This is a genomic window from Pseudarthrobacter sp. MDT1-22, assembly GCF_054511035.1.
The window spans coordinates 1-24,578 of the sequence record NZ_JBTNDK010000039.1; the positions used below are offsets into that span (position 1 = coordinate 1).

Annotated in this window: 20 protein-coding genes and 1 pseudogene; 10 read left to right on the forward strand and 11 right to left on the reverse strand. The window is 62.2% G+C overall.

The genetic code is table 11. The features are described from left to right. Positions 1 to 217: 217 nt before the first annotated feature. Positions 218 to 1,957, forward strand: a complete 1,740-nt coding sequence (locus ACX80M_RS19330; RefSeq protein ID WP_459310194.1) for a helix-turn-helix domain-containing protein — start codon at positions 218 to 220, stop codon at positions 1,955 to 1,957. A 7-nt stretch (positions 1,958 to 1,964) separates the two neighbouring features. Here ACX80M_RS19330 and ACX80M_RS19335 read toward each other — a convergent pair whose 3' ends face one another. From ACX80M_RS19335 to ACX80M_RS19365, 7 genes are all read right to left on the reverse strand, one after another. Continuing rightward, on the reverse strand, positions 1,965 to 2,879 hold the full coding sequence (locus ACX80M_RS19335) for a LysR family transcriptional regulator (protein WP_104063832.1): 915 nt from the start codon (positions 2,877 to 2,879) through the stop codon (positions 1,965 to 1,967). A gap of 79 nt (positions 2,880 to 2,958) precedes the next feature. Then, positions 2,959 to 3,837, reverse strand: a complete 879-nt coding sequence (locus tag ACX80M_RS19340; RefSeq protein WP_459310195.1) for a 3-hydroxyacyl-CoA dehydrogenase family protein — start codon at positions 3,835 to 3,837, stop codon at positions 2,959 to 2,961. Continuing rightward, a complete protein-coding gene (locus ACX80M_RS19345; RefSeq protein WP_459310196.1) occupies positions 3,837 to 4,643 on the reverse strand; it encodes an enoyl-CoA hydratase/isomerase family protein in 807 nt (268 codons plus the stop codon). The genes ACX80M_RS19340 and ACX80M_RS19345 overlap by 1 nt, the downstream gene beginning before the upstream one ends. Continuing rightward, positions 4,643 to 5,866 (reverse strand): thiolase family protein, encoded by a 1,224-nt coding sequence (locus tag ACX80M_RS19350; RefSeq protein WP_459310197.1) that lies wholly within the window; start codon positions 5,864 to 5,866, stop codon positions 4,643 to 4,645. Before ACX80M_RS19350 ends, ACX80M_RS19345 begins: the two co-directional genes overlap by 1 nt. Positions 5,867 to 5,944: 78 nt before the next feature. Next, the gene (locus ACX80M_RS19355; protein WP_459310198.1) at positions 5,945 to 7,147 is read right to left on the reverse strand and encodes an acyl-CoA dehydrogenase family protein; all 1,203 of its coding nucleotides are present in this window, start codon (positions 7,145 to 7,147) and stop codon (positions 5,945 to 5,947) included. A 17-nt stretch (positions 7,148 to 7,164) separates the two neighbouring features. Further along, the gene (locus ACX80M_RS19360; RefSeq protein WP_459310199.1) at positions 7,165 to 8,451 is read right to left on the reverse strand and encodes a CaiB/BaiF CoA transferase family protein; all 1,287 of its coding nucleotides are present in this window, start codon (positions 8,449 to 8,451) and stop codon (positions 7,165 to 7,167) included. 29 nt (positions 8,452 to 8,480) lie between these two features. Then, positions 8,481 to 9,857: an NAD-dependent succinate-semialdehyde dehydrogenase gene (locus ACX80M_RS19365; RefSeq protein WP_459310200.1), complete on the reverse strand. Its 1,377-nt coding sequence runs from the start codon at positions 9,855 to 9,857 to the stop codon at positions 8,481 to 8,483. 249 nt (positions 9,858 to 10,106) lie between these two features. Between ACX80M_RS19365 and ACX80M_RS19370 the strand changes: the two genes are divergently transcribed. Further along, positions 10,107 to 10,496 (forward strand): oxidoreductase, encoded by a 390-nt coding sequence (locus ACX80M_RS19370; RefSeq protein ID WP_459310211.1) that lies wholly within the window; start codon positions 10,107 to 10,109, stop codon positions 10,494 to 10,496. Here ACX80M_RS19370 and ACX80M_RS19375 read toward each other — a convergent pair. Then, a complete protein-coding gene (locus tag ACX80M_RS19375; protein ID WP_459310201.1) occupies positions 10,415 to 10,927 on the reverse strand; it encodes a PadR family transcriptional regulator in 513 nt (170 codons plus the stop codon). The two genes, ACX80M_RS19370 and ACX80M_RS19375, sit on opposite strands and share 82 nt — an antisense overlap. A 108-nt stretch (positions 10,928 to 11,035) precedes the next feature. Between ACX80M_RS19375 and ACX80M_RS19380 the strand changes: the two genes are divergently transcribed. From ACX80M_RS19380 to ACX80M_RS19390, 3 genes are read left to right on the forward strand one after another with little or no spacing between them, the layout of a single operon-like run. Continuing rightward, positions 11,036 to 12,391 carry an MFS transporter gene (locus ACX80M_RS19380; RefSeq protein ID WP_459310202.1) on the forward strand — a complete coding sequence of 452 codons (1,356 nt, stop codon included), beginning with the start codon at positions 11,036 to 11,038 and terminating at the stop codon, positions 12,389 to 12,391. Next, entirely contained in the window at positions 12,384 to 13,412 is a 1,029-nt protein-coding gene (locus ACX80M_RS19385) for a zinc-binding alcohol dehydrogenase family protein (RefSeq protein ID WP_459310203.1), read from the forward strand. The genes ACX80M_RS19380 and ACX80M_RS19385 overlap by 8 nt, the downstream gene beginning before the upstream one ends. Further along, a complete protein-coding gene (locus tag ACX80M_RS19390; protein ID WP_459310204.1) occupies positions 13,409 to 14,074 on the forward strand; it encodes a family 16 glycoside hydrolase in 666 nt (221 codons plus the stop codon). Before ACX80M_RS19385 ends, ACX80M_RS19390 begins: the two co-directional genes overlap by 4 nt. A gap of 31 nt (positions 14,075 to 14,105) precedes the next feature. Here the strand turns inward: ACX80M_RS19390 and ACX80M_RS19395 are convergent. Further along, positions 14,106 to 14,309 (reverse strand): annotated as a pseudogene (locus tag ACX80M_RS19395) (sugar phosphate isomerase/epimerase); the annotation flags it as partial. A gap of 442 nt (positions 14,310 to 14,751) precedes the next feature. On the opposite strand from ACX80M_RS19395, the gene ACX80M_RS19400 reads away from it, so the two are divergent. The 4 genes from ACX80M_RS19400 to ACX80M_RS19415 all read left to right on the forward strand — a co-directional run bounded on the left by ACX80M_RS19400 (position 14,752) and on the right by ACX80M_RS19415 (position 19,509). Continuing rightward, the gene (locus ACX80M_RS19400; RefSeq protein ID WP_459310205.1) at positions 14,752 to 15,906 is read left to right on the forward strand and encodes a sugar ABC transporter substrate-binding protein; all 1,155 of its coding nucleotides are present in this window, start codon (positions 14,752 to 14,754) and stop codon (positions 15,904 to 15,906) included. 129 nt (positions 15,907 to 16,035) lie between these two features. Then, positions 16,036 to 17,547, forward strand: coding sequence for a sugar ABC transporter ATP-binding protein (locus tag ACX80M_RS19405; RefSeq protein ID WP_459310206.1), 1,512 nt, complete (start codon positions 16,036 to 16,038; stop codon positions 17,545 to 17,547). Continuing rightward, on the forward strand, positions 17,540 to 18,532 hold the full coding sequence (locus ACX80M_RS19410; protein WP_459310207.1) for an ABC transporter permease: 993 nt from the start codon (positions 17,540 to 17,542) through the stop codon (positions 18,530 to 18,532). The genes ACX80M_RS19405 and ACX80M_RS19410 overlap by 8 nt, the downstream gene beginning before the upstream one ends. After that, the gene (locus ACX80M_RS19415; RefSeq protein ID WP_459310208.1) at positions 18,529 to 19,509 is read left to right on the forward strand and encodes an ABC transporter permease; all 981 of its coding nucleotides are present in this window, start codon (positions 18,529 to 18,531) and stop codon (positions 19,507 to 19,509) included. Before ACX80M_RS19410 ends, ACX80M_RS19415 begins: the two co-directional genes overlap by 4 nt. A gap of 1,361 nt (positions 19,510 to 20,870) precedes the next feature. Here the strand turns inward: ACX80M_RS19415 and ACX80M_RS19420 are convergent. After that, the gene (locus tag ACX80M_RS19420) at positions 20,871 to 21,659 is read right to left on the reverse strand and encodes an SDR family oxidoreductase (RefSeq protein WP_104063819.1); all 789 of its coding nucleotides are present in this window, start codon (positions 21,657 to 21,659) and stop codon (positions 20,871 to 20,873) included. 335 nt (positions 21,660 to 21,994) lie between these two features. On the opposite strand from ACX80M_RS19420, the gene ACX80M_RS19425 reads away from it, so the two are divergent. Next, positions 21,995 to 22,153: a LysR family transcriptional regulator gene (locus ACX80M_RS19425; protein WP_459310209.1), complete on the forward strand. Its 159-nt coding sequence runs from the start codon at positions 21,995 to 21,997 to the stop codon at positions 22,151 to 22,153. 502 nt (positions 22,154 to 22,655) lie between these two features. Here the strand turns inward: ACX80M_RS19425 and ACX80M_RS19430 are convergent. After that, positions 22,656 to 24,386, reverse strand: a complete 1,731-nt coding sequence (locus ACX80M_RS19430; RefSeq protein ID WP_459310210.1) for a helix-turn-helix domain-containing protein — start codon at positions 24,384 to 24,386, stop codon at positions 22,656 to 22,658. Between the last annotated feature and the right edge of the window lie 192 nt (positions 24,387 to 24,578).

The following is a 24,578-nucleotide window of genomic DNA, read 5'->3' on the forward strand; positions in this document are numbered from 1 at the left end:
ATGATGTCTTCCTCCGACTTGTAGAGCACTGTGAGATAATTCACCTTGTAAACACCAGTCTGTAGTGGCAGAACCACGACCCGGTGTCCCAATTTGGAACACTGCAACGGCGCTTGCGATTGGGGGTTTGATACCCGGACGGCAATAATCCGAACCGCCCGGTCCCATCGGAAGGTGAACACTCAGACGTACGAACGAACATTGCAAGGGTTCACAAATGACCGATCCCGTAAGGGAAGCGCGCGAGCAGCTGATTCGCGTAGGACTCACCGGCATCTACCACGCTGACACCGTGCCGGATCTCATCGTGCGTAGCTGGCGCAGATCATTAAGTAGCTCGGTGGAAGCTTCTGCACCTCCGCAGCGCTTCCGGGACGTGGATACGGACACGTTGCTTGGCAGGGCGGCCGTGCCTGTTTTAGACCGTTGGCAGCACCAGTTGGCAGACACTGGAACCACACTCTTCTTGAGCGATCGCGGCGGCAGCATCGTGGATAGGCGGACGAGCGACGGCAGTGAGCGACGGCGCCTGGACAACATGCACGCAGCAGAGGGCTTCGACTACTCCGAGGACGCCATCGGCACCAACGCCTTGGGAACCTCCATGGTCGAGAAACGGCCGGTGTTCGTCAAGGGCAGCCAGCACTATAGTGATGCGCTGGCCACAAATGCCTGCGCGGCGGCGCCCATATATACGCCAGCAGGCCTAGTTGTGGGTTCTATCGCTTTAGGCGGACCCATGGAGGATGCCAATCCAATCATGCTCTCGCTCACGCGGGAGATCAGCCAACAGATCGAGGAGAGGCTTCGCACCTCTTCCAGACCCCAAGACCTTGCACTTGCGATGTCTTTCATGCGCTTTTCCAGTTCCCAGCGTCCCACGGTCGTTCTGGACCACGAATCCATTCTCGCCAACACGCCCGGATTGCCGTACGTAAACGTCGCTTCGCACGTGATGCTGTGGGAAGTGCTCAACACCCACAACTGGTCTTCTGCGCCCATGCTTCGTCGCCAACTTGAGGGGACAACGATTGAGATTACGGCCCGCAGGGTCACCGATGGCCCACGCGGTCATTTCGTGGTGCACTTTTCCGAGCCGGATGCGCTGCCTCACGGCGGGCGCCATGAAACGGGCGTACTGGGCCGCGGTGAAAATTCTCTTGTGGCACCGCCAAGGACAAAGGCGTTCGGGGTTGCTGTCGCTGTCGTCGAGGGGCCGCCTGGTTCCGGGAGACTGACGGCGGCCGCGGACCTGCGTGCAAGCTGGGGCAGTACTGGAACGCCGGAAATGTTTGTGATCGCATCCGAGTCCCGAGTTCCGTGGAATCAGGTGCAAGATCTATTGGAGCGCGGCTTGGACGTCATCGTGCGCCGCGTCGAGGAGATCAGCACGGACGAATTTCTTGCATTTACCACTGTGTTGAAGGCAGCCGGGAAGAGACTCGGCTCTGACGGCCGGTCGGGACGCCTGTTCGTTACTGTTTCGCGTGAACATGCCTCTCCGGATGTTCAAGTTCTCATGGACAGCATCGGCGCAACGGCACGAACGTTGCCCCTGAGTCAGGCCCCTGAACGAATTCCGGGTTTGGTGACGCGAATACTCAATGAGGTGGATCTGGATTCACGGCACACCATGTCTCCGGCCGCGCTACAGTCACTGGTCCAATGGAACTGGCCCGGTAACATTGCCGAGTTGGCGGAGACTCTTTCCCAGCTCGTGCGTACGGTAAACGCTTCCGTGATTGAGAGACGGCATCTGCCTAAGCACCTACAGCAGGCTCCTCCGCGGCGTCACTTGTCACTCCTCGAATCCGCTGAGCGGTATGCCATCATCAGGGCGTTAGACGCTGCTGGCGGGAACAAATCTGAGGCCGCGGAATTGCTGGGGATGGGAAGGACCACACTTTACCGCCGCCTCCGGCAGCTTGGACTCGAGTCGGGGGAGGCGACCCTGTAAACCGACGTCACTCGTATGGGGGCTGAATGCGGAACGCTTCATCGAGATTCATGACTTCATGGAGAACGGCCTTCACAGCCGGATTCGTGTCATTCCGGCGCCAAGCCGCCCTGAGATCTACATCGGCCGTCGTATCGTCCAGCGGAATAAAGACGATGTGGGGATCGGTTGCGTTGACTGCTACTGAGGCCAATGTTAGGTGGCATCCGACTTCAGCGCTGACGAGGGCCAATGCCGTCTGCGTGTCGGGTGCCACCTGAACGATACTAGGAACGAATCCGTTGTCCCGCGCGAGACGTCGGAGCCGGTCGGGAAGCACAGCCCCCTCATAAGAAGGGAGCGAAACAAAGCCCTCCGCCGCCAGCTGGACGATCGCCAATCGACGGGCTCCCGCCAGTCGGTGGGTGTCGGGGAGAGCGATGACCAGTGAATCCCGCGACACCACCTTGGAAGCGACTTCTGCCGGGATCACGTCCCAGCGTCCGAAGGCGATGTCCGTGTCACCCTGCACAAGCTTGGTCATTGCGGGCTGCGCGAAATTCTGGCTGGAAAGGTCCAACTGAATCCCTGGGCGTTGGGACCTCACCAACCGGGCAAGCCGCGCAACGAGTTGGTGCGTTGAGACACCGGCGAAAGCTATGCGAACAAGGCCCGACTCGCCGCCATCAGCCGAACGGACCGCATCCTCCGCGCGACGCAGGGCTTCAAGGACTTCGGTGGCAGGCCCTATCAACGCCCGACCGCTGGACGTCAGTTTCACGGATCGAGTTGTCCGGTCGAGGAGGCGGGAACCCAGCTCAGTTTCAAGTTGCTTGATGGTCCTGCTGAGCGGCGGTTGGGCAACGTGCAGGCGTTCCGCTGCGCGGCCGAAATGCAGTTCGTCCGCGACAGCAAGAAAGGCAACAAGTTGGTTGATTTCCACTGCATCTCCTCCGCACATTATTGACGCAAGCGTATCACTGGGGTCCTTGTTTCGGAGAAAGGGGTAACAATCGACTTGGCTATTCGGGCGACTGCGTCCAGTCGAAGAAGCCCTTGCCGGTCTTCCGGCCCAGTTCGCCGCGGGCCACTTTGTCGCGCAGTATCTGCGGGGGTGCGAACCGCTCACCCAGCGTCTCGTGCAGGTACGTGGCGATGCCTAGGCGCACGTCCAGGCCCACGATGTCCGTGGTGCGCAGCGGCCCTGTGGGGTGTTTGTAGCCGAGGACCATTGCGTTGTCGATGTCCTCAGCGGAGGCGACGCCTTCCTCGACCATCCGCATCGCTTCGAGGGCGATCGCCACGCCCAGCCGGGAGGACGCGAAGCCCGGGGCGTCATTGACCACGACGGCGGTCTTGCCCAGTCCGTGGACCCAGCTTCGGGCCTGCTCAACGAGTTCGGGGCGGGTCTGCTTGCCGATGACCACCTCTATCAGGGTGGAGGCGGGGACCGGGTTGAAGAAGTGCAGTCCGAGGAAGTCCTGGGGCCGTGCCAATTCCTCGGCCAGCCCGGACACGGACAGTGAGGAGGTGTTCGAGGCCAGCACCGTGCCCGGCGTGAGCTGCTCCTCGACCCGGCGGAGCGCTGTGACCTTCAAATCCCAGTCCTCCGGGACGGCTTCCACCACCAGTTCGCGGTCCGCGAAGGCCGCGTAGTCCACGGAAACGGAGAGGCGGGAGACCATCTCGTCGAGATTGCCACCCGGATTGCGCTCGATGGATTTCGCGGCGGAGGACTTGACCCGCTCCCGGCCTGCCTGGGCGGAGGCTTCGTCGCGTTCCACAACCACCACGTCGGCCCCAATGATGAGGAACGCGTGGGCGATGCCGGCACCCATTCGGCCGCCGCCGAGGACGCCTACGCGCGCCGGGAATCCGGCCGGCACTATTGGGTTGTTCATTACTTCTTCTTCCTGTCGAGGAACGCCTGCATACGGTCGAACTTGGCCTGGGACTCAAAAAGCATGCCCTGGGCCAGGGTGTCGATGACGGGATGGGCTTCCCGCGGAGCGTGGAACACGGCCTTGGTGATGCGTACTGCGAGCGGATCCTGCGCCGCGATGGCGTCCGCCAGGGCGTGCGCTGCGTCAAGCAGCGTCTCCGGGTCCACGAGCTCGCTGATCAACCCGATCGTGAGGCAGTCTTCGCCTGTGAGAACTTTGCCGGCCAGCAGGATCTGCTTGGCCATCGGCTCCCCGACGAGTTCCTTCAGCCGCCAGGTGGCACCGGCCGCGGCCAGGATGCCCAGGTTGGTCTCGGGATTCCCCATCCGCAGGGCCGGGGTGCCGATGCGGAAGTCGGCCGCATAGGCCAGTTCCGCGCCGCCGCCGATCGCAAAGCCGTCCAGCGCGGCGATGACCGGCATGGGCAGTTTCGCGATCCGGTCGAAGATGCCGGAGTTGATTCCCGCCAGAGCGTCGGCACGACGCCGCTCGCGCAGTTGCGCGATGTCGGCGCCGGATGCGAAGACGGCTTTGGCTCCGGTTTCGGGGTTGGCGGGCGTGCCGGAGAGGATCAGGATTTTCGGTGTGCGCTCGAGGTGCGCGCACACGGCGTGCAGCTCGTTCACCATTGCCTGGTCGATGGCGTTCTTGACTGCGGGCCGGTGCAGCCGGACCGCCAAACGGTCCTCGCGCTCCTCAACCAGCAGCGTGACGAATCCCGAGGTATCAAGGCGCGTTCCGGCGTCGTTCATTACTTCTGTCATCAGATGCCTTCCAGCAGCAGTGCGGTGCCTTGTCCGACGCCGACGCACATGGTGGCGAGGCCGAGCTTGCGGCCCTGTGTGGCTTCGCGTTCGAGGCGCCCGAGCAGGGTGATGACCAGTCGGGAGCCGGAGGAGCCGAGCGGGTGGCCGAGGGCGATCGCGCCGCCGTCGTTGTTAACGGTGTCGGGTTCGAGCTTAAGTTCGCGCATGCAGGCCAGGGCCTGGGAGGCGAAGGCCTCGTTAAGTTCGACGGCGGCCAGATCGGCTACCGCGATTCCGGCGCGGGCCAGGACTTTGCGGGTGGCCGGGACGGGGCCGATGCCCATGATTTCCTGTGCCACGCCGGCGGACGCGCCGTCGAGGATGCGGGCGCGGGGGGTGAGGCCGTATTTCTGCACGGCGGCTTCGGACGCGACGATGATCGCCGAGGCGCCGTCGTTGAGCGTCGAGGAGTTCCCGGCGGTGACCACGCTGCCGCCCTTGACTACCGGGCGCAGGGCGCCGAGGACGTCCGTGGCGGTTCCGGGGCGGGGGCCTTCGTCGGTGTCCACGATGGTTTGTGTGCCTTTGCGGCCTTTGACCGGGACGGGCACGATCTCATCCGCGAACCGGCCGGCCATGATGGCTGCCAGGGCGCGTTCGTGGGAGCGGACGGCGAAGGCGTCGCAGTCTTCACGCGAGATGTTGTAGGCGCGGGCCACTTCCTCGGCGGTCTCCGGCATGGAGAACGCGGCCTTGCCGTCGCGGGAGAGTTCCCCGGACAGGAAGGCGGGGTTGGGGAAGCGCCAGCCGATGGAGGTGTCAACGACGGCTCCGGGTTTGGCGAAGGCTTTGTCCGGCTTTTCCATGACCCAGGGGGCACGGCTCATCGACTCCACGCCGCCTGCGACGACGATGTCCGCGGCGCCGGCCTTGACCATGTGCGAGGCCATGATGATGGCGGACAGGCCGGAGGCGCACAGGCGGTTGACGGTGATGCCGGGGACGGTGTCGGGGAAGCCGGCGAGCAGCCACGCCATGCGGGCGACGTTGCGGTTCTCCTCGCCGGCACCGTTGGCGTTACCGAGGATCACCTCGTCCACCACGGCCGGGTCAATGCCTGCGCGTTCGACGGCGGCGCGCACCGTGAGTGCCGCTAGATCGTCCGGACGCACGGAAGAGAGCGAACCGCCATAGCGGCCCACGGGCGTGCGGGCGCCGCCAATTAGAAAGGCCTCAGCCATGTTTTGCATTCCTTTGTTCGTGTCGCTGGCGTTCTGCCGCGGTCATTTGTCGCGATCCGCGATGGCGGACCGGGAAGCTTAGTTGAAGGCGGAGATACCCGTAATGTCGCGGCCCACGATGAGAGCCTGCATGGAGTCGGTGCCCTCATAGGTGGAGACGACTTCCATGTCGGTCATGTGGCGGATGACGTGATTCTCCAGCAGCAGGCCGTTGCCGCCGAGCAGCTCACGTGCCTCGTTGCAGATCCATTTGCCTTTTTGGGCGGTTGCCATTTTGACCATCGACGCCTGTGCGACGGTGAGCTGGCCCCGGTCCGCGAGTTCGGCCATGCGGTTGCACAGCAGCTGCATGGTGGTGAGTTCGCTGAGCATGTTCGCCAACCGTGACTGCACCAGCTGGTACGACGCGATCGGTTTGCCGAACTGGATGCGGGTCTGCGCATAATCGGAAGCAATTTCGAAGGCAGCCATGGCATGGCCAACCGCCTCCCAAGCTGCGCCGCCCCGGGTTGCCTGAAGTACGCGGGACACGTCACGAAACGAGTGGCATCCCTCAAGCCTGTTGGCCGCGGGCAGGCGCATTTCCTCGATGACGATGTCGGCCTGGAGGATGGCACGTTTGCCCACCTTGCCGGTGATCACGGTGGGGGAGTAGCCCGCCGGGTACCGGCCGTCGTCGTCCTTTTCGATGACGAACGCGTTGACGTTCCCGTCCTCGGTGTTGCGGGCGAACAGGACAATGACGTCCGCGACGTGCCCGTTGCCGATCCACCGTTTGTGGCCGCTCAAAACCCACTGGTCCCCGTCGCGGCGGGCGCTGGTCTCCAGGGCGACGGAGTCCGAGCCGTGGTCCGGTTCGGTCAGGGCGAAGGCTCCTGTTTTTTCAATCCGGGCCAGGGCTGGGAGCCAGCGTTCTTTTTGCTCGTCGCTGCCGAGAATGTTCAGGGCCCCCATACAGAGATTCGAGTGGATGCCGAGGAAGGTGTTGAGGCTGCCGTCGGCGCGGGCCATCTCGCGGGCCACCATGCCGGCGGCCTTACGGCTCATACCCGGGCATCCATAGCCCTGGATGATGGTGCCGATGATTCCCAGCTCGGCTAGCGGCGGCAGCAGTACGGTGGGGAACTCGGCCTTCTCCCAGTACTCGTTGATGACCGGCAGGACACGCTGCTCGGCGAACGCACGGACCTTGTCCCGGATGCCGATCTCCTCGGGGGTGAGGTCGTCATCCAACAGGAAGTAATCGGAGAGCGTTGTGCGCTGATCAACTGTGGTTGTCATGATTGAACTTTCTGTTCTTAAGCTTGCTGGAACTGTGGTGATGCTGCGGCGGGGACTGCTGCTCCTGGGGACGCTGAGCGTAGCCACGCGAGAATGGGCTCTCGGTGGGCATTGTGATCCGGCGGGGCCATGTCGTAGCTGACCGGGGTTTCGGAGAAGGTGATGGGGTTGCGGATCCCCGGCAGAGCAGAGTCGCCGGTACCTACTGTGACGACGGGATCCAGGCCGATCCGTTCGGCGAATTCAAGGCCCTGGCGGACGTCGTTGATCGGCGCGCAGGGGATCTGCGCCTCTGTGAGGACCTCGAACCATTCGGTGGAACTTCGGCTGCGGAGGGCCTCCAGCAGCAGTGGCCTCAGTGCCTTGCGGTTGAGGCTGCGCTGGGGAGCCGTCGCGAAGCGGTCGTCGCCGGTCAGGGCCGGCGTGCCGAGCGCCTGGCAGAGCCGGCGGAACTGGGGGTCGTTGCCGATGGCGATCACAATGTCGCCCTCGCCGGTGGCCAGCGGCTCATAGGGGTAGATGCTGGGGTGTTCGTTCCCGAGCCGGGTGGGCACACTGCCGCTGAGGAGGTATCCAGCGGTCTGGTTGACCATGCCGGACAGGGCGGAGGACATCAGGTTGACTTCGATCCGCTGGCCTTTTCCGCTGCGCTGGCGTTCCTGGAGGGCGGCCAGGATGCCGATGGCCGCGTGCAGGCCGGTCATCACGTCAAACACGGCCACGCCGGACCTGTATGCGGGAGTCTCGGGCGAGCCGGTCACGCTCATGAGTCCGGACATGGCCTGGACCAGGAGGTCATAGCCGGGGAGGGACGCGCCGCCTGCCGTCCCGAATCCGGTGATGGATGCGTAGACAACGCCGGGGTTTGTTGCCGCGACAGTGTCATAGTCAAGGTCAAACCTGTTCAGGCCGTTGGGCTTGAAGTTCTCCACCACCACGTCCGCCTGACCGGCGATCTCCTGGGCAATGCGCCGGTCCTCGGGATCCTGGAGATCGAGGGCGATGGAGCCCTTGTTCCGGTTAATCGAGAGGTAGTAGGTGGACTGGCCGTCCCGGACGGGAGGCTTCCATGCCCGCGTTTCGTCGCCGTCGGGGCTTTCGATCTTCACCACGGTGGCGCCCATGTCAGCCAGCAGCATGGTGCAGTACGGGCCAGCAAGCACGCGGCCGAAGTCGGCCACGAGGAGCCCGGCAAGGGGTCCGCTGCCGGTGCGGCCGAACATGTCAGAGCCGAGCGGCGCGTCTGGTGCCGCGGACTCTGCGGCCCGATGCCTTGCACTGAGGGGGCTTGTTTCAATCGTCACGATGCTCCTCGAAGTCTTCGTCGCAGGATCTATGCATTGGGGATCCGGACGAGCTTTTTGTTGGCGAATTCGTTGATCCCGTACTGGGCGAGTTCACGGCCGACGCCTGAACGCTTGATGCCGCCAAAGGGCAGGTCGGGGGCGCTGCGGCTGATGCTGTTGATCCACACCATGCCGGTTTCCAACTGGTCGGCGAGCTGCTGGGCGTAGTCGACGTCGGCGGTGTAGATGGAGCTGGACAGGCCGTAGGGCGAATCGTTGGCCAGGTCGATGGCAGCCTCGGGGGAATCCACGCGGAAGACCACTGCTGCCGGGCCGAAGATCTCTTCCGAGTAGGCACGCATCTGGGGTGTCACACCGGTCAGGACGGTTGCGGGGTAGTACGCGCCCGGTCCCTCTGGGCCGGCACCGCCCGTGAAAGCGGTTGCCCCCTTGGTGACGGCGTCCTGGACCAGCTCGTCAATTTCTTCGACGGCGGACCGGGAGGACAGCGGACCGAAGGTCGTTTTTGCATCCGTGGGATCACCGGGCGTGATCCTGGACATGGCATCGGTGTAGTGCTTCAGGAATTCATCGTAGATGTCGCCGACGATGATAAAACGTTTGGACGCTGTGCAGGCCTGGCCGCCGTTGTACATGCGGCCGGAAACGGCGCCGGCCACTGCTTTGTCCAGGTCGGCGTCCGGTAGCACGATGAACGGGTCTGAACCGCCCAGCTCAAGCACATACTTTTTCAGGTGGCGTCCGGCGACCTCTGCGACGGCGGACCCGGCCTTCTCCGAGCCCGTCAGGGAGACGCCCTGGACCCGCGGGTCGGCGAGCATTGTGGCGATTTGGCCGCTGGTGGCAAACGCGTTGATGTAGACGTCGGCCGGCAGCCCGGCATCCCGGAAGACTGATTCGATGGCCAGCGCCGACTGTGGGCAATTGCGGGAGTGCTTCAGGATGACCGTGTTGCCGAGCACGATGTTGGGCGCGGCGAACCGGGCCACCTGGTAGTACGGAAAGTTCCACGGCATGATGCCCACGAGGGGCCCGATGGGTTCGGTGCGGACCACAGCCCTGCCGGGTCCCTTGACGTCCAGGGGCTCCTCGCGGAGGAATCGTTCGGCATTGTCCGCGTAGTAGTCATAGATGGAGGCGACGAGGGCGACCTCGCCCTTGGCTTCCGCCGTCGTCTTTCCTACTTCAAGGGTCAGCACGGCGGCCAGCTCGTCGGAGCGTTCGCGGTGCAGCTCGGCAACCCGGCTGAGGATGGCACCTCGTTCGGCGAGCGGGACGGCGCGCCATTCACGGTATTGCGTGAATGAGCGCTTCAGCACGTCCTGCACGTCCTCGTCGCTGAGGGACGGGAACTCGGCAACGCGTTCTCCGGTTGCCGGGTTGGTGGTTGCGTAATTGCTCATCGTCCTGAACTCTTTCTGAAGGCAGTTTGTCTTAGGACTACGATCCCAGCTGCCGGCTATACAGTCCAATACTTATTAGGGTGCTTATTGATGACAATTTCGTAATAGTCATCAAGGGGAGTGCATGCTGCGATGACAAGATATTTGCAGCGAACTGCATAAATCCTCCGTGAAATAGGTATTGGACGGCAGGTGGCCTGGATGCCACTCTGATTCGACGGGCGTCGTCTGCCCAAAAGTCCCCTTGCAATAAGGAGTCACCTCGCCAGCCGGGCTGCAGGGGGAGCCGGCCTGATCATGGTGGAGGCCACGGCTGTCCCGTTCGATGGGCGGATTACGCAGTGGGACCTCGGGCTGTGGAACGCTGAACAAGAGAAAGCCTTCGGCCGAATAGCCAGGGGCATTCGCGAACATCGTGCGGTCGCTGCCATCCAGCTCGCACCTGCCGCCCTCAGAGCGGCCAACAGGATTTTGGCCGCCCGCCTAAATGGCCTCCGGCGAGCGCTTTTCCCCAGTTTTTCCAGGGTTTTTCTAACGCCGATAGTTGTCTTCGTACGTCAGATGCCCAGGGATTGCCGAATCCAGGTGATTTCGGCACGGCTGGCGGCCTGGCCGATGGTGAGCATGCCTTTGCGGTAGACGTCCTGTATTTCTGCCCGGCGCAGCGGGCGGCCGTTGTCGTAGAAGAAGCTGGCTGGGGCCTCGAGGAACTGGAGGCGGCGCCGGAGTACGTCGTGCTGGTCGTTGATGTCGGGAAGCTGGGACAGGAAGGCGAGAACGACCATAAACTTGCCGAGGTCGGTCACGTCGCCGGCTGATGCACTCCGCAGTCGCTGGTGGAGTTCTTTCCTGCCCTCTGGTGTGAGTTCTAGCGTGTGGCGCTGCGCGGCGCGTCCCTTCTCGACATGCCGGACGATGGCGCCGGCCTTGATCAGGCGTTGGATGGCCGGGTACAGGCTCCCGTCACTGATTTCACGGGCGAAGCCGTACAGTTCGTTCATTTTCCGGCGCAGTTCATAGCCGTGAAGCGGGCCCTCTGAAAGGAAGCCCAAAATCATCAATTCCAGCACGAACGCCATGCTACATGACATGAATATGTCGAAACGAGGCATTAGCTCGTCATTACCTCGTTTCGAGGTATATGCTGGGGTCTTGCATCCTCCGTCGAAGGACCTCCCATGCCCTCATTGCTTGTCCCCGGTTCTGGCAGGCCGGGTCTTTCCCGCGGCCGCCTCGCCATAGCTGTGGTCTCGACCGTGGTGGAGTGGTACGACTTCACCCTGTTCCTCTTCCTGAGTTCAGTGCTGTCCCGGGTCTTTTTTGGCGACAGCCCGACGGGCGTCCTGATGACACTGGCGACGTTTGCTGTCTCGTATCTGCTGCGCCCCGTGGGCGGGCTGGTGTTTGGGTATGTGGGTGACCGGTGGGGAAGGCGCCCGGTTCTTCTGGCGTCGATGGCGTTGATGTTCCTGGCCACGGCCGGGATGGCTGCTTTGCCCACATTCGCCCAGGTGGGTGAATCGGCGGCCTTGTGGCTTCTTGCCCTTCGTTGCGTTATGGCGTTCTCTGTTGGCGGCGAATACACCGGGGTCATGACCTACCTCCTGGAGAGCAGCACGGCAAGGAACCGCGGACTGGTTACCTCATTGGCTGCGGCGGCCAGCGAAATCGGTGCGTTGCTGGCGGCCGGCATTTCGGCCCTGACGGTTCTGTCGCTTTCCGCTTCCCAGGTCGAGGAGTGGGGGTGGCGGATCCCCTTCGTTGTGGGCGGCGTTCTCGCTGCGGTGATCCTGGCTCTCCGGTCGGCCCTCCCCGAAACCCCGTTGTTCCTGCAAAGCCGGCTGGCGGCACAGCGGGAGCCAATAGTACGTATTTTGCGGCGTCAGTGGCGTGCGGTAGTTCGTACGTTCTTCATTTCGGGACTGTGCTCGGCTGCCTATTATGTGGGGATCATCTATCTGCCCACGTACCTGATTTCGGTCCAGGTATGGAGCGAATCCTCGGCCATGGGTCTGGCAACGCTTGCGGCCGGCGTCGTCGTCCTTGCTTCTCCCGTGGCAGGTTGGCTGTCCGACCGGTATGGGCGGCGTGCGACTCTGTTGGTCCTTGCGGCTGCGGCGATTGTGCTCCCGGTCCCGATGTTCGCTGCGGCCGGCCAACCGGACGTGGGAGTCGCGGTCGCGGCGGTGGTGGTGCTTGCGTGTCTTGCGGGCAGCCTCAGTGCCGTGGGGGCGTCGGCGATTCCTGAACAGTTCGCTGTCAGGGGGCGCCTGACCGCCTTGGCGATCGGCGGGACTGTTGCCACCACGATCTTCGGCGGCATCGCTCCCTACGCCGTGCAGACGCTTACTGAATCGACCAAATGGCCCCTTGTGCCCGGACTCCTGATTACGGCCGTTGCGCTCGCCGCCATCCCGGCCATCCGGCGCGGCCCCGAGACGGCTGCGCGCCAAACAGAACCATCCATGGCTAACCCAGTGAACCTGGATATTTCACATGACACCGATTCACAAGGAGTGAAGGACCATGCCTGACCCGATGCGCGCCGTCGTCCTCGACGGACCCGGGGGCCCGGACGCCCTGAAAATACGGGAGGTGCCCCGGCCAGTTGCCAGGCCCGGTTGGGTCCTAGTCAAGGTCCATGCTTTCGGACTGAACCGTTCCGAACTGCATTTCCGGCGTGGTCTGGGATCCTTTGGCTCCTTTCCCCGCATCCCCGGCATCGAAGCCACGGGCGTGGTGGTGGAGGCACCCGGCGGAGAGTTTGACGCGGGGAGCCAGGTGGCCGCCCTGATGGGCGGCATGGGCAGAACGTTCGACGGCGGGTACGCCGAGTACGTCACGGTGCCAGCGTCGAACGTCGTCCCGTTCACAAGCCATCTTGACTGGGCCATCCTGGGTGCAGTTCCGGAAATGCTGCAAACCGCCAATGGATCGCTGACCGTCGGCGTCAACGCCGCCCGCGGCAGCAGCCTCCTGATCCGAGGCGGCACCTCATCGATCGGCATGGCGCTGGTCGTCCTGGCCAAACGCCGCGGCATCACCGTCCTCGCCACCACCCGGAACCCCACAAAGGCGCAGGCACTGCTCGACGCCGGAGCAGACCATGCCATCATCGACACCGGAAGCATCGCCGAGGATGTGCGGGCGATCTGCCCCGATGGCGTCGGAGGCGCCGTCGAACTCGTTGGAACGCCGACGTTGCGCGACACACTCCGGGCCACCGCCGTGCACGGGACTGTTTGTTTTACCGGCATGCTGTCGGACGAGTGGACGGTGCCAGACTTCTACCCCATTGATTACATCCCCAACGGTGTGCGGCTTACCGCCTATTCGGGCGGTGCGGAAGACCTCCCCCGTGCTGTCCTGCAGGAATTCCTCGACTCGGTGGCAACAGAGGAGGTGCACATTCCAATAGGGAAGGTCTATCCCTTCGAGGACATTGTCCAGGCGCACCAGGACATGGAGGACGGCTCGGTGACCGGCAAGCTCGTGGTCACGCTGGGCGGACAATCCGACGTCCCCTCGGGACATTCCGAGGAAAGGAACTCATGATGAACGATCTGAAGCCGAACAGCACGGCGGTGCGTGCACTGGAAAACCTGCCCGCCGGGGCCTCGCTGAACTCCGTCACAGCCGAGAGCGTCAGTGTTGCAGGCCGTCAGGCACTTCGCATCGAACTGACCGACGCCGCCGCCTCAGGCGTCCCTGGCATCGACTACATAGACCAGCCCACATTCGTCCTGATACCCGCGGATTTCGAAAATGGCACCGTCGAAGTCGATGTGCTGAGCCGGCTCAGTGCGAATGCGCCCGACTTTGCGCGGGCATTCGCTGGCCTTGCCTACCGGATAACGGAGAGCTTGGACAGCTTTGAGGCTGTCTATATCCGGCCTCTCAATGGGGCTAAGGTTGACCCGCCGGGGCCTCGGATAGACCGTGCGGTGCAGTATTTCGCGTACCCGGAATGGAAGTATGAACGCCTCCGTGAGGAGTACCCGGACGGCCGCTACGAGTCCGGGGCCGACATCGGCCCGGACGAATGGATCCGTCTGCGCATTGAAGTGCAGGACAGGAGCCTGCGGGTCATGATCGACGGGACGCAGATTCTGGATCTCACTGAAACCAAGGCACAGCCGGCCCGTGGCAGCGTCGGGCTTTTCGTTGACATCGGAACCGTTGCCTTCTTCTCCAACCTGTCCGTCGCGACAACGTGATCAGCGGGAGAAGCTCTCCTACTTTGACCCATAAACATCGATAGCGCCGTTCATCTTCGATATTGGACGCCGAATTAGAGGTGATCAGCCCCGGCGGGGGGTCGCCCCAGACCAGGTGGGAGCCGAGGACGGCGTTCCGGCCGGTCTGGCGCAGCTTGGTGTCCTTGCGGTCCACATGGGAGATCCGGTCCATGACGTCCCAGATGAACGAGACCGGGTCGATACCCTGCCACATCGGAATGCCTGCGCGCCCGCCTCAACGCATTCCCAGAACGGAAACTCGAACTCTCCACGGAGAGCAAACCTCAGACACCAACTGGCCCTCGCTTTGGGACATTGGCCGCGACGGAAGTCAGCGGACCCTAAGGAAGCGTCACTGGGCAATCACCGTCCGGCGCGCAAGCAATGTACAACTGACCTCCGGAGCCTGAGGCGCCAGCGCTCTGGTGAGCGGACACCCTCGACGTAACGTGTTCAAGTTCTGTACATAGCGCGGATCCCGGGGGTTTCTACGCAAGAATCCAATAACTCGGGCTAGAACCTGGGAACAGGTCAGGAATACGCCCGCAGCCCTACGAAGCACGTGGAACGAAATGGCGTTGCCCCATACACAGAATTCTCTGTACCCTCTCCTGCATTTCTAGCCCGAACCCACTCTATTCAAAGGAGCATAGAAAATGCATCATCCGTATCTGGCTACATGGAGAAAAATCGCTGTCGCGGTTTTGGCTGCCGGTCTAATTACCACTACTGCCGCTTGCGGCACTAACGGCAATCCTTCTCCGGGCGCCAACGTCGGCACCCAAGCTGCCGGCACTGGAAGCATAGATGGCGGTGGCGCTCTTTTGAAGGTTTTCATGCCTTCGACCTCGAACGTGTATCTGGCGGCTGCCTCCCAGTCAATCAAGGACGAAGCAAAGTCCCTCAATTACACCGTCAACATTGTGGAGAATAACTGGGACCAAACTGAGCAAGATCAGCAGGTCCAGGAGTGGCTCGCCACCGGTGAGCGTGCGGCCGCAGTCTTGATGTGGCCGGCCGGCGCCGCGGCCGCAACGAACTCAATTCGCCTGCTTTCTGCGCAGGCACCGGTCATCCAGTTCAACAACCTGGTCACCCCCGAGGCGTCCAAATACGTGAAAGCATACGCGGGGGTCTCGGACACGGGCATCGGCAAGGAAGCCGCACTAAACGCTCTTGCCGCCGTCGAGAAGCTCAAGGCTGAAGGGGCCAAATTTCACGGGCCCGATGGCAAGCCTAACGTGGTAGAGATCCGGTTCACTGCCGGGTACGCCGCTGGTGACGACCGAGAGAAAGCCTTCGCGGAAGCAACGCCCGGCGCGTTCAATGTGCTCGCCGTCGAACCCACCCCGACCGTTGACGCTCAGGGCGGATTCAAAGCAGCCAGCCAGGTCATTCCGCGCTTCCTTGGACAGGGCATCGACATCGTGTATGCACACAGCAATGACGTAGCCAATGGTGTCGTGCAGGCGCTGGAGCAAAACGGGCTGAAGCCGGGAAAGGACGTCATCCTGATCACCGGAACCTCTTCCGGCGACATGACGAACTTGCGCAGCGGCAAGATCTGGTCGGCTACCCTGCAGTCTCCCGTGATCGAGGGCGCACTCGTCGTTCGGACCGCTGCCCAGTACATCGCCACAGGTCAGGTGCAGCCCGGCGAAGTCACCATTGAATCCTCGTCGAACAAGCCCGAGCTCAAGGTCGAGGCCCCGCATACGGCCACGTACATGATGAACCCCCAGGTGACAGCCGAAAACAACGCCTCCTTCGACATCTGGGGCCTCTCGTTCGACAAATTGATGGGCAAATAGGACCTCACAACTGGAGTCCGTTTCCAACCGCGGAGCCTCGGATACCTCCCTCAAACGGAGCTATCCGAGGCTCCGCACCTATCCGGTGGGCGCATTTATGCACCACCCATGTAAACCGAGGAGAAACCAATGACTGGAAGCACTCCCCTCCGCCTTAAGGCGAGCGGCATCTTCAAGTCTTACGGAGCAGTGAACGCCCTGTCGGACGTGCACTTCGAGCTCCGAGCCGGCGAGGTCATGGCCCTGTTGGGCGAGAACGGCGCAGGCAAGAGCACGATCGTCAAGGTCATCTCAGGCCTCGTCTCACCCGACAAGGGCTCCATCGAGATCGACGGAGTACCAGCAAACATCTCCAGCGTCTCGCTGTCACAAGCCGCCGGAATCGCCGTCGTCCAGCAGGAGTTCAGCACGGTCGGAACGATGACGGTGGCACAGAACCTCGTGCTCGGTCAGCTAGCCGCGCCCTGGTGGTGGAGCCCCCGCAAGCTGAATGACAACGCCGTGGCGGTTCTTGAGCGCGTCGGGCTGGCAGGCATGAACCCGTCTACTCCGGTTGAGGAACTCTCAGTTGCTGAGATGCAACTTCTTGAGATTGCGCGCGTGCTTGCCAGGGATGCCAAGGTCATCATCTTCGACGAGCCGACCGCCGCCCTCTCGGATGCGGAGATCGTCCGAGTGCTTGGTGCCGTCAAACGTCTCGCGTCGGAGGGGCGGAGCGTTGTTTATGTCACCCACAGGCTGGGTGAAGTTTTCGAGATTGCTGACCGCGTTACCGTTTTCCGTAACGGCATGAGCGAGGCCCCTCTCGAGGTGAAAGAGCTCGACGTCGAGACGATTGTCGCCAAGATGATCGGCCGGGAACTGGGCCACCTCTATCCCGGAAAGGCCGCCGCAGTGGGTGAAGTCGTGATGGAGGCACGTGGACTCCGGATTCCCGAGCTCCGATCGGAGATCAATTTGACTCTCCGAAGGGGAGAGATCCTGGGGCTAACGGGGCAGCTTGGCTCTGGAACATCTGAGCTGATGGAGGCATTTGCCGGCGTCGGCGAAATTGTGTCCGGTGAAATAATCGTCGACGGCCAGGCACTCAACACTCGCGGGCGGCAGAACGGCATCTCCGCGGGCGTCGCGTACTGCTCCGCTGATCGCAAGAAGGACGGGATCTTTGCAAGAGTTCCGATCCGCCGGAACCTATCGTCGCCCTGGCTGCACCGGTTGTCCGCAGTAGGGTTTGTAAGCGCACGGGCGGAGGTCGACGAGACGAATCGCTATGCAGGTCATTTCGCTATCGACCTCAAGCGCATGAACTCGAACGTTGGAACGCTTTCCGGTGGGAACCAGCAGAAGGTGGCCCTCGGCAAATGGCTGGGAATCAACCCGCGGGTCCTCCTCGTTGAGGAGCCTACCCGCGGCGTGGATATCGGCGCGCGCGCCGACATCTACGCGCAGCTTCGACGACTCAGCGACTCCGGGGTAGGCGTAATAGTCAGCTCCTCGGACACCAACGAGGTTCTGGGTCTCTCTGACACAATCGCCACCTATTTCCGCGGCGAACAAACATCAATCCGCCCAGCCGAAGAGTGGACCGAATCCGCCCTCGTTCGCGAAGTAATGCATCGTGAGGAAGTGAATCATGACTAGTACAGCAGCAACCATTGCCGCCAATTTCACAGCGCCATCACACCGGGGCAGCTTGGTGCGCTTCATCAACAACTACACGCTCCCGCTTCTTCTGGTGGCAGTGTTTGTTGTGTCGGCACTCAGCACGCCCGACTTCGCAACGTTTGCGAACGTCCGAGCCATTCTCATCAACACCTCAATCGTCGGGATCATCGCTGTCTCGATGACCGCTATCACGATTTCCGGCAACTTCTTCTCGTTAGGCATTGCATCGTCCACGGTGCTCGCCGGGATCATCTTCCTCGCAGTTTCAGGATTGACCGGATCGGCGCTCGCGGGGCTCGGCGCCGCCGTCCTGCTCTCGGTCGCACTCGGGGTCATGCAGGGCCTCATCGTTGGAGCGGGTCTCAACCCCGTTATCACCACCCTCGCCGTGGGTTCGGTTATCTATGGTCTGGTGGCCATCACCACCAAAGGTGCGGTGGTCACTGCGGGCAGCGTTGACGTGGCGTGGCTGGCAACCTGGACCTTCCTGGAAATCCCGCTGCCTGTCTACATTTTCGTGCTCTTCACGGCCGTTGCCTGGTTCCTCACCGAACACACACTTATCGGCCGCAACATCCACTTGCTCGGCGCCAACCGCGCCACAGCGAGGAACAGCGGCATCTCTGCCCAAGCGACTACCATCTGGGCTTTCATCTCGTTTGGGGTGGGGCTCGGAGTCGCCGGAGCACTGAATGCCTCACAACTGCATCAGATGCAGGCGAATGACCTTGCCGGACTCACCATGGACGTCATTGCGGCGGTTCTGGTTGGGGGCACGGCAGTATCCGGCGGTGAAGGATCACCCACCCGGTCTGCGCTCGGTGCGCTGCTCATTGTGGCCCTGGGAAACATCATGCTCCTGCATGGTCTCGACGCCGGCTGGCGCGTGTTCCTTGTCGGCGGCATCGTCGTCGTACTCGTCGTAGTTCTTCACGTTCTTAGAAAGGTCAGTACTCGATGAATGCAGCCAAGGAGTTCGCCTTCAAGTACGCGCTCCAAATCCTCGTCCTCATCCTGGTTATCGGCATCATGGCGGTGGTCTCGCCCAGCTTCCGTGGCGAGGCTGCGCTCTTCTCGTCGCTTGAACGGCTCATCCCGCTGGGTGTCATCGCGGCCGGGCTGGCGGTCACAATGATCGCGGGGGAGTTCGACCTCTCAGTTGCGTCGATGGCCGCGTTTGCAGGGGCTATTGCGGTACAGCTCGGTGGCCTTGGCCTGATCGCGAGCATTCTCATCGCTACAGTCGTGGGTGTACTGCTCGGCTCGCTCCAAGGTTGGGTGATTGCTCGGCTGGGAATCAGTTCGCTTGTATTCACGGTCGGAACGCTGATCCTGCTCCGCGGCGCAACCTGGCTGGCGACCGGCGGCGTCCCGGTCACCCTCACCGACTACAACCTGAGCGACGCACTCATGGTCCGGATCTGGGTCTTCACGCCCCTGTCCCTGACAACCATCGCGGTGCTCGCCGTTCTTGGCATCTTCCTGTCGCGGACACGATGGGGCCGTGAGATATCTTCGATCGGCGGAGCCCGGCAGGAGGCTGTCGCATCGGGGGTCAAGCTCAAATCGCGTTTGGTGCTCGCGTTTGCCATTTCGGGCGGCTGCGGCGCCTTGGCAGGCGCGCTGTCGTCCTTCCGCGGCGGGTCTGCAACGCCGGATGGACTGGCCAACATGCTGCTTCTAGCGCTGGCCGCAGTCCTCATTGGCGGAGTCAGCCTCACCGGTGGGCGCGGAGGCATGATAAACGTCGCGTTCGGTATCGTGATCACTGCAGTCCTCGCCGCGGGGATGTCGTCGATCGGTGTCAAGGCCTTCGTCACCGAGCTCTTCACGGGTGTCCTGTTGCTGGTGGTGATCCTTTTGGAGTTCGCCATCGCTAAAGTGGTTGCCCACAACGCCTCTGTGAGGCGGCGCCAGCCTCACCTAGCCGTCACCTGAGAGAGAACCTTCTCACCCAAAAGGGACAGTATGGTTGCCGGGGCGCTCCTGTCTTGCCAGCGGAGCGCCCCGGGAAATCCACCGGCGTGGTCGACCGAGGACCTGGTCCCAGAGAAATCTGGAAGATCGGGAGCCTTCCTTGGAAGGCACAGCGATAGATGCGTGAAGCGTCAAAACCGTGGTCTGCGTGGGGGAGTGTTTGCGACCCCGGCCCGGGTATGCCCTGTGACGGGTCAAGCGGCACCACCGCCTGTGTTGGCCTAAACGACGCCAGGCAAGATGTCCGAGGGGGAACGGCGTGAGCGCTTCGGGGGCGGGGCACCAGTGGTCGCTACAACAACTGTGCGCATTGGGAGTTGCAATTTCGGCAGAGATGAAAGGACCCGGGAAGTCCCGGGCGCCCCGTCGGTTTCTCGGCAACGGCGTGCGCTGATCTCCGCCCAGTCTCTTCGAGTCGGAACGGATTAAGATAGCGGACCTGATACCTGCCCGCCGCCCGTATCCAGTGCAATTGCCGCGGAGCTCGGGAGGAGTCCGTGGACTGCGAGCAGAGAGATCCGCTGCAAGGTTCAAAAAGCCTTTTGGCAACGACCGTCCACGCCGTGCCAAGCGGCAGAAAAGGGCCGTCGGTGAATCGGGGAGAGTCGCCCGCGACCTGGAGCTGCGGGGTTTCCTGCAGGCACCCAGAACAAAGCCGGCGCCCCGCCAAATTAGCAAAACGACACGCTCCGCTGTTCCGGACAACCGGACGTGCGCCTCGCGCCTGAACCGTCTATCGGGCCCTAAACGGGCGCGGAAGCCTGGATGCAGCGGTGGTTCCTCCCATCTGTCGCGGCCTGGTGCCGGCCATGTCGTGGAAAGGAGCTTTGGACGCGGCGCTCCCCGGACATTGTCAGGATCCGTGACTGCCTCGCGGGAGTAATCGGCGGCTGAGTACCAAAGCCGTGGTACGCCAATTTTCAGTCAAGCAGCTTGAGCGCTGATGCCTCGAGCTGGTTCCGTAGACGGTTTGGGCGCAGAGCAGTTCCATCGGAAGTGGACGCGGTGCCGAGTCCAAAACACCTTGCCAGGGGTCGTCGCTGAAATCCAGGAAGGCCGCGCTTAGTTCCGGGGCGCTGAGTATCGTGGAAGGCTTGGCTGGACTACTCATCCACGCTAGAAAGCAAACGTCTCGTGAGTCCGGACTGCGCTTCGTCGAGGTTGCTGAGAATGGTCGCCGAACCCATAAACCATGAGCCTTCCGCGGAGGCACATGAGCTCACCGAAGGTGCTCTGCCCTAGAACGGGACAGCGCCGATCGAGAAGTTCGATTTCCTCGTTCGGCGCTGGCCCCTTCGAAGCATCCAAGCATGTTGGTGACGTTAGACGAGTACCATACCGCCATCGATCATGATGGTCTGGCCAGTCATATAGTCGGAGTCCGAAGATGCGAGGTAGAGGGCCGTTCCAACCACGTCCTCCGCAACGCCTTTGCGGCCGATCAGGTTCGCTCCGGAAAAGGACTCGAATGCTTCGCCAGGACGGGATGTATCTCCCATGTCCATGAGGTCCAGGTCGAGCTTCTTCCATAGCGGGGTGTCCACAACGCCGGGCGCAAAGGCATTGGACGTGATTTTGTGCTTCGCCAATGCATGGGCAGCCGACTGGTTCAAAGCGGTCACCGCGAACTTGCTAGCGCAGTAAGATGCGAAATTCGGGTAACCTTGCCGGCCTGCGATGGACGATGTGACTATGAGCTTGCCACCCTTGCCCTGTTTGATCATCTGCTTAGCAGCCTCTTGCTGGCAGATAAGAGTTCCCAGGCCGTTCACGTCCAGGGTGCTTCGGAAGTTCTCTTCGGTGGTCTCCAGGAAGTGTGTCGGCTTTATTATGCCCGCAATGGCAAACATGCAGTCGAGTTGACCGAAGGAATCGACACTGGTCTGGACTGCCATGGCGACGTCGGCTCGGTCGACGACATTACCCGAAGCGGCAACGGCGCTACCGCCCGCAAGGGTGATTTCGTCCTTCACAGCGTTGGCCGCTGCAAGGTTTAGATCGAAGAGAGTTATGTTCGCCCCTTCTTTTGCAAGCGCGATGGCGATGACCCGGCCCATACCGCTCCCTGCACCTGTGATAAGGATGCTGCGTCCCTCTACACGTCCTGACATGTTGTCTCCTTCAGCTCTAGTGGGAGCATTTGATCAAGAGGCGCAGAGATCGACCGGGCCTCTCCGTGGAGCTGCCCCGTGCTGCGGCCAGAGGCGAAGCCTTCGAGCCTTATTCAACACTTCTGGTCAACTCCGTGCCGTCCGTCTCCCGGGATCGTTCCGTAACTGCCCACAAGCTCGTCGTTGAGCTGCAGGGATGTCCCGCGGTTGCGGCACATCCTCATCCTGCCTGTGGATTACCCGCAATTGATTGGAGTGTCCAAATTCTGCACAGTTCTGTCCGGCGCACGAAGATTTCCTCATGGGCGCCGGACAACTGCAGGCATTCCTAACAGTTGCCCAGGAACTTCATTTTCGGGCGGGCCGCCGAACGGCTCCCCACCGCCCGTCCGCCCCGCCGCCGGACGATAAAACAACTTGCGGCCGAACTTGGGACTCGCCTGCTGGACCGCAATACCCGTTCCGCGCTGACACTTCCACTGGACAGGCGTTGAATGCCCCTGTTACCGAGTTGCTCGTGCCTTTGCGCGGAGCCGAAGTCGCGGTCCGATCGCCGACGACGACGCGTGGACTCGTGCGGAATGCTTCGCCGGCGTTTCTACTGACCAACTAGTGGCCCAGCTTGCCAGGCTTGCTGGCGAGGCCTCATTTCGCTAACCCTGTCCGAAGGCGCAGTCATGCCTGAGTGGCCTCGAGGGCTGGCCTATGCCAACGGCCTTGTTGCCGCCATCGTAGGGCGGCCCCGGACGCGCAGATGGCGTTGGCAATGGTCAGCGCCGAAGTTGGATGCCATCTGACACTGGCGTCTGTCGCGCGTAAGGCGAAGGATCCACATGTGGTGTTCGTCCCTCCTAATGACTCCACCGCCGATATCCACCTGACGGCAGGGTGGCGTCGGGACGACACAAGTCCGGCCCTACAGGCCGTAGTGGACGAAGTCATCAGCCTCGATGGCCCGACGCGGGCCGTGACATCGGCGAAGCGCGGCCTTGAAAATCAGATCGACCCTTCGCCCGTATCAAGGCCAAGTTGGCGCAGCCGCCGATACAGGGTCGTCCTCCCCATACCCAGCAGCGCTGCGGCCTCGGATTTGTTGCCTCCGGCTGCGTCGAACGCCCTGATGATGGCCCCGCGCTCTGCCGTCTCCATCATGCTCATGTGGCGTCGTGGCGGTGACTGCTGTAGATGCTTCGGCAAGTGTCGTCGTTCGATGACTGATACTTTTGCCTCACGTACGAGGCCTGCCACGGTGTCAGCGAGTTCGCTGATATTGCCGGGCCAGTTCCACTGGACCATCGACTGCAGAGCAGCCGGCGAAATGGTGTGACGCGCTTCCGGATCAACGACGTTCAGGAGGACCTTCACCAGACCGGGAATCCTTTCCGGGCGCTGAGCCAAGCACTCAGTATGCTCCGCTGGTCCGGCGGCATCGATAAACGCCTGGGCAATCGCCGCAGCTCGGTCGCGCCAGGAGGTCAGCAACAGGCTGCTGGCACGTTGCCCAGCTGCACGCGCCTTCCGTTGCCGCTCCACGACGCCGGCGAGACTGGGGATCTCGTTCTCGGCTAGCTCCTCCACGCGCCGGATCAGGACGTCCGTGCCGCCGGCTAAGAGGCCCTCCACGGTCGTCCACGGCGGAGCCGCCGCTGCGGATACGACAAACACTTCAAGACGTGCCACACGTTCTCGCGTGGTGCGCAGCCGTCCGGCTACAGTCGCCCGTCCAGAACCACGCGGTCCGTCAACGACGACAACTGCTGGGGCGGTGTTATCCCGCCCTAGCGTGGTAATGGTCGTCTTAGAGGGCACCGCCACTCCAGAATCGTGGTCTGGAGTTTCGCCAAAATTGGAAAAATGAACCACGAAGTGTTCGCGCGGCCCATCCACGACCCTCCTTGCCGTGATCTCAATGAAAGTCTCCTCCAAATGACGGCGAAGCGTGCTGTTGGAGGACCAGTTGTGGGAGTTGATCAGTTCCCAGAGCATGACGTGTGATGCGACGTTGACGTACGGCAGTCCCGGCGTGTTGGCAAGGATGGACTCTTTGTCCATCACCACTGTGGGTCGCTGTGAGCTGGTGAAGCGCATGAAAGACATCGCCAGCGCAAGGTCTTGGGGCCTGGAGGAGGCCCGCAACCTCTCCTCGATCTGTTGGCTGATCTCCCGAGTGAGCGACAGCATGATTGGGCTTGCAGCCTCGACAGGCCCTCCAAGTGAGACTGAGCCCACGACCAAGCCTGCCGGCGTATAGACCGGGGCGGCCGCACACGCCAAAGCGGCCAATGCGTCATTGTAGTGCTGGCTACCCTTAACGAATATGGGACGCTTTTCCACCATGGAAGTCCCGAGTCCATTGGTGCCGATGGCGTCCTCGGAGTAGTCGAAGCCCTCTGCTGCGTGCACGCTGTCGAGTCGGCGTCGCTCACTGTTGTCACTGGTTCGCCGGGCCACGATGCTGCCGCCGCGATCGCTCAGGAAGAGCGTTGTGCCGGTGTCTGCCAGTTGGTGCTGCCACCGGTCGAGGACGGGCACTGCAGCCCGACACAGCAGTGAGTCTGTGTCGACGTCCTGATACCGCTGAGACGTGACGGAGCTTTTTACTGCGCTGCTGATCGATCGGCGCCAGCTTCGGACAATCACATCCGGGACGGCGTCGCTGGACCCGTACTTTCCACTTAGGCCAACGCGAATCAACTGCTCGCGAGCTTCGCGCACCGGGTCGGACATACTGCCCCTTTGCCATGTCGTATGCCGTCCGAAGGCCGTCGGGTTTATTGCCGAATGAGTATGAATCGCGACTTTTCGGGTGGATCGGAAGTGTTCCAAATTGGGACACCGGGTCGTGGTTCTGCCACTACAGACTGGTGTTTACAAGGTGAATTATCTCACAGTGCTCTACAAGTCGGAGGAAGACATCAT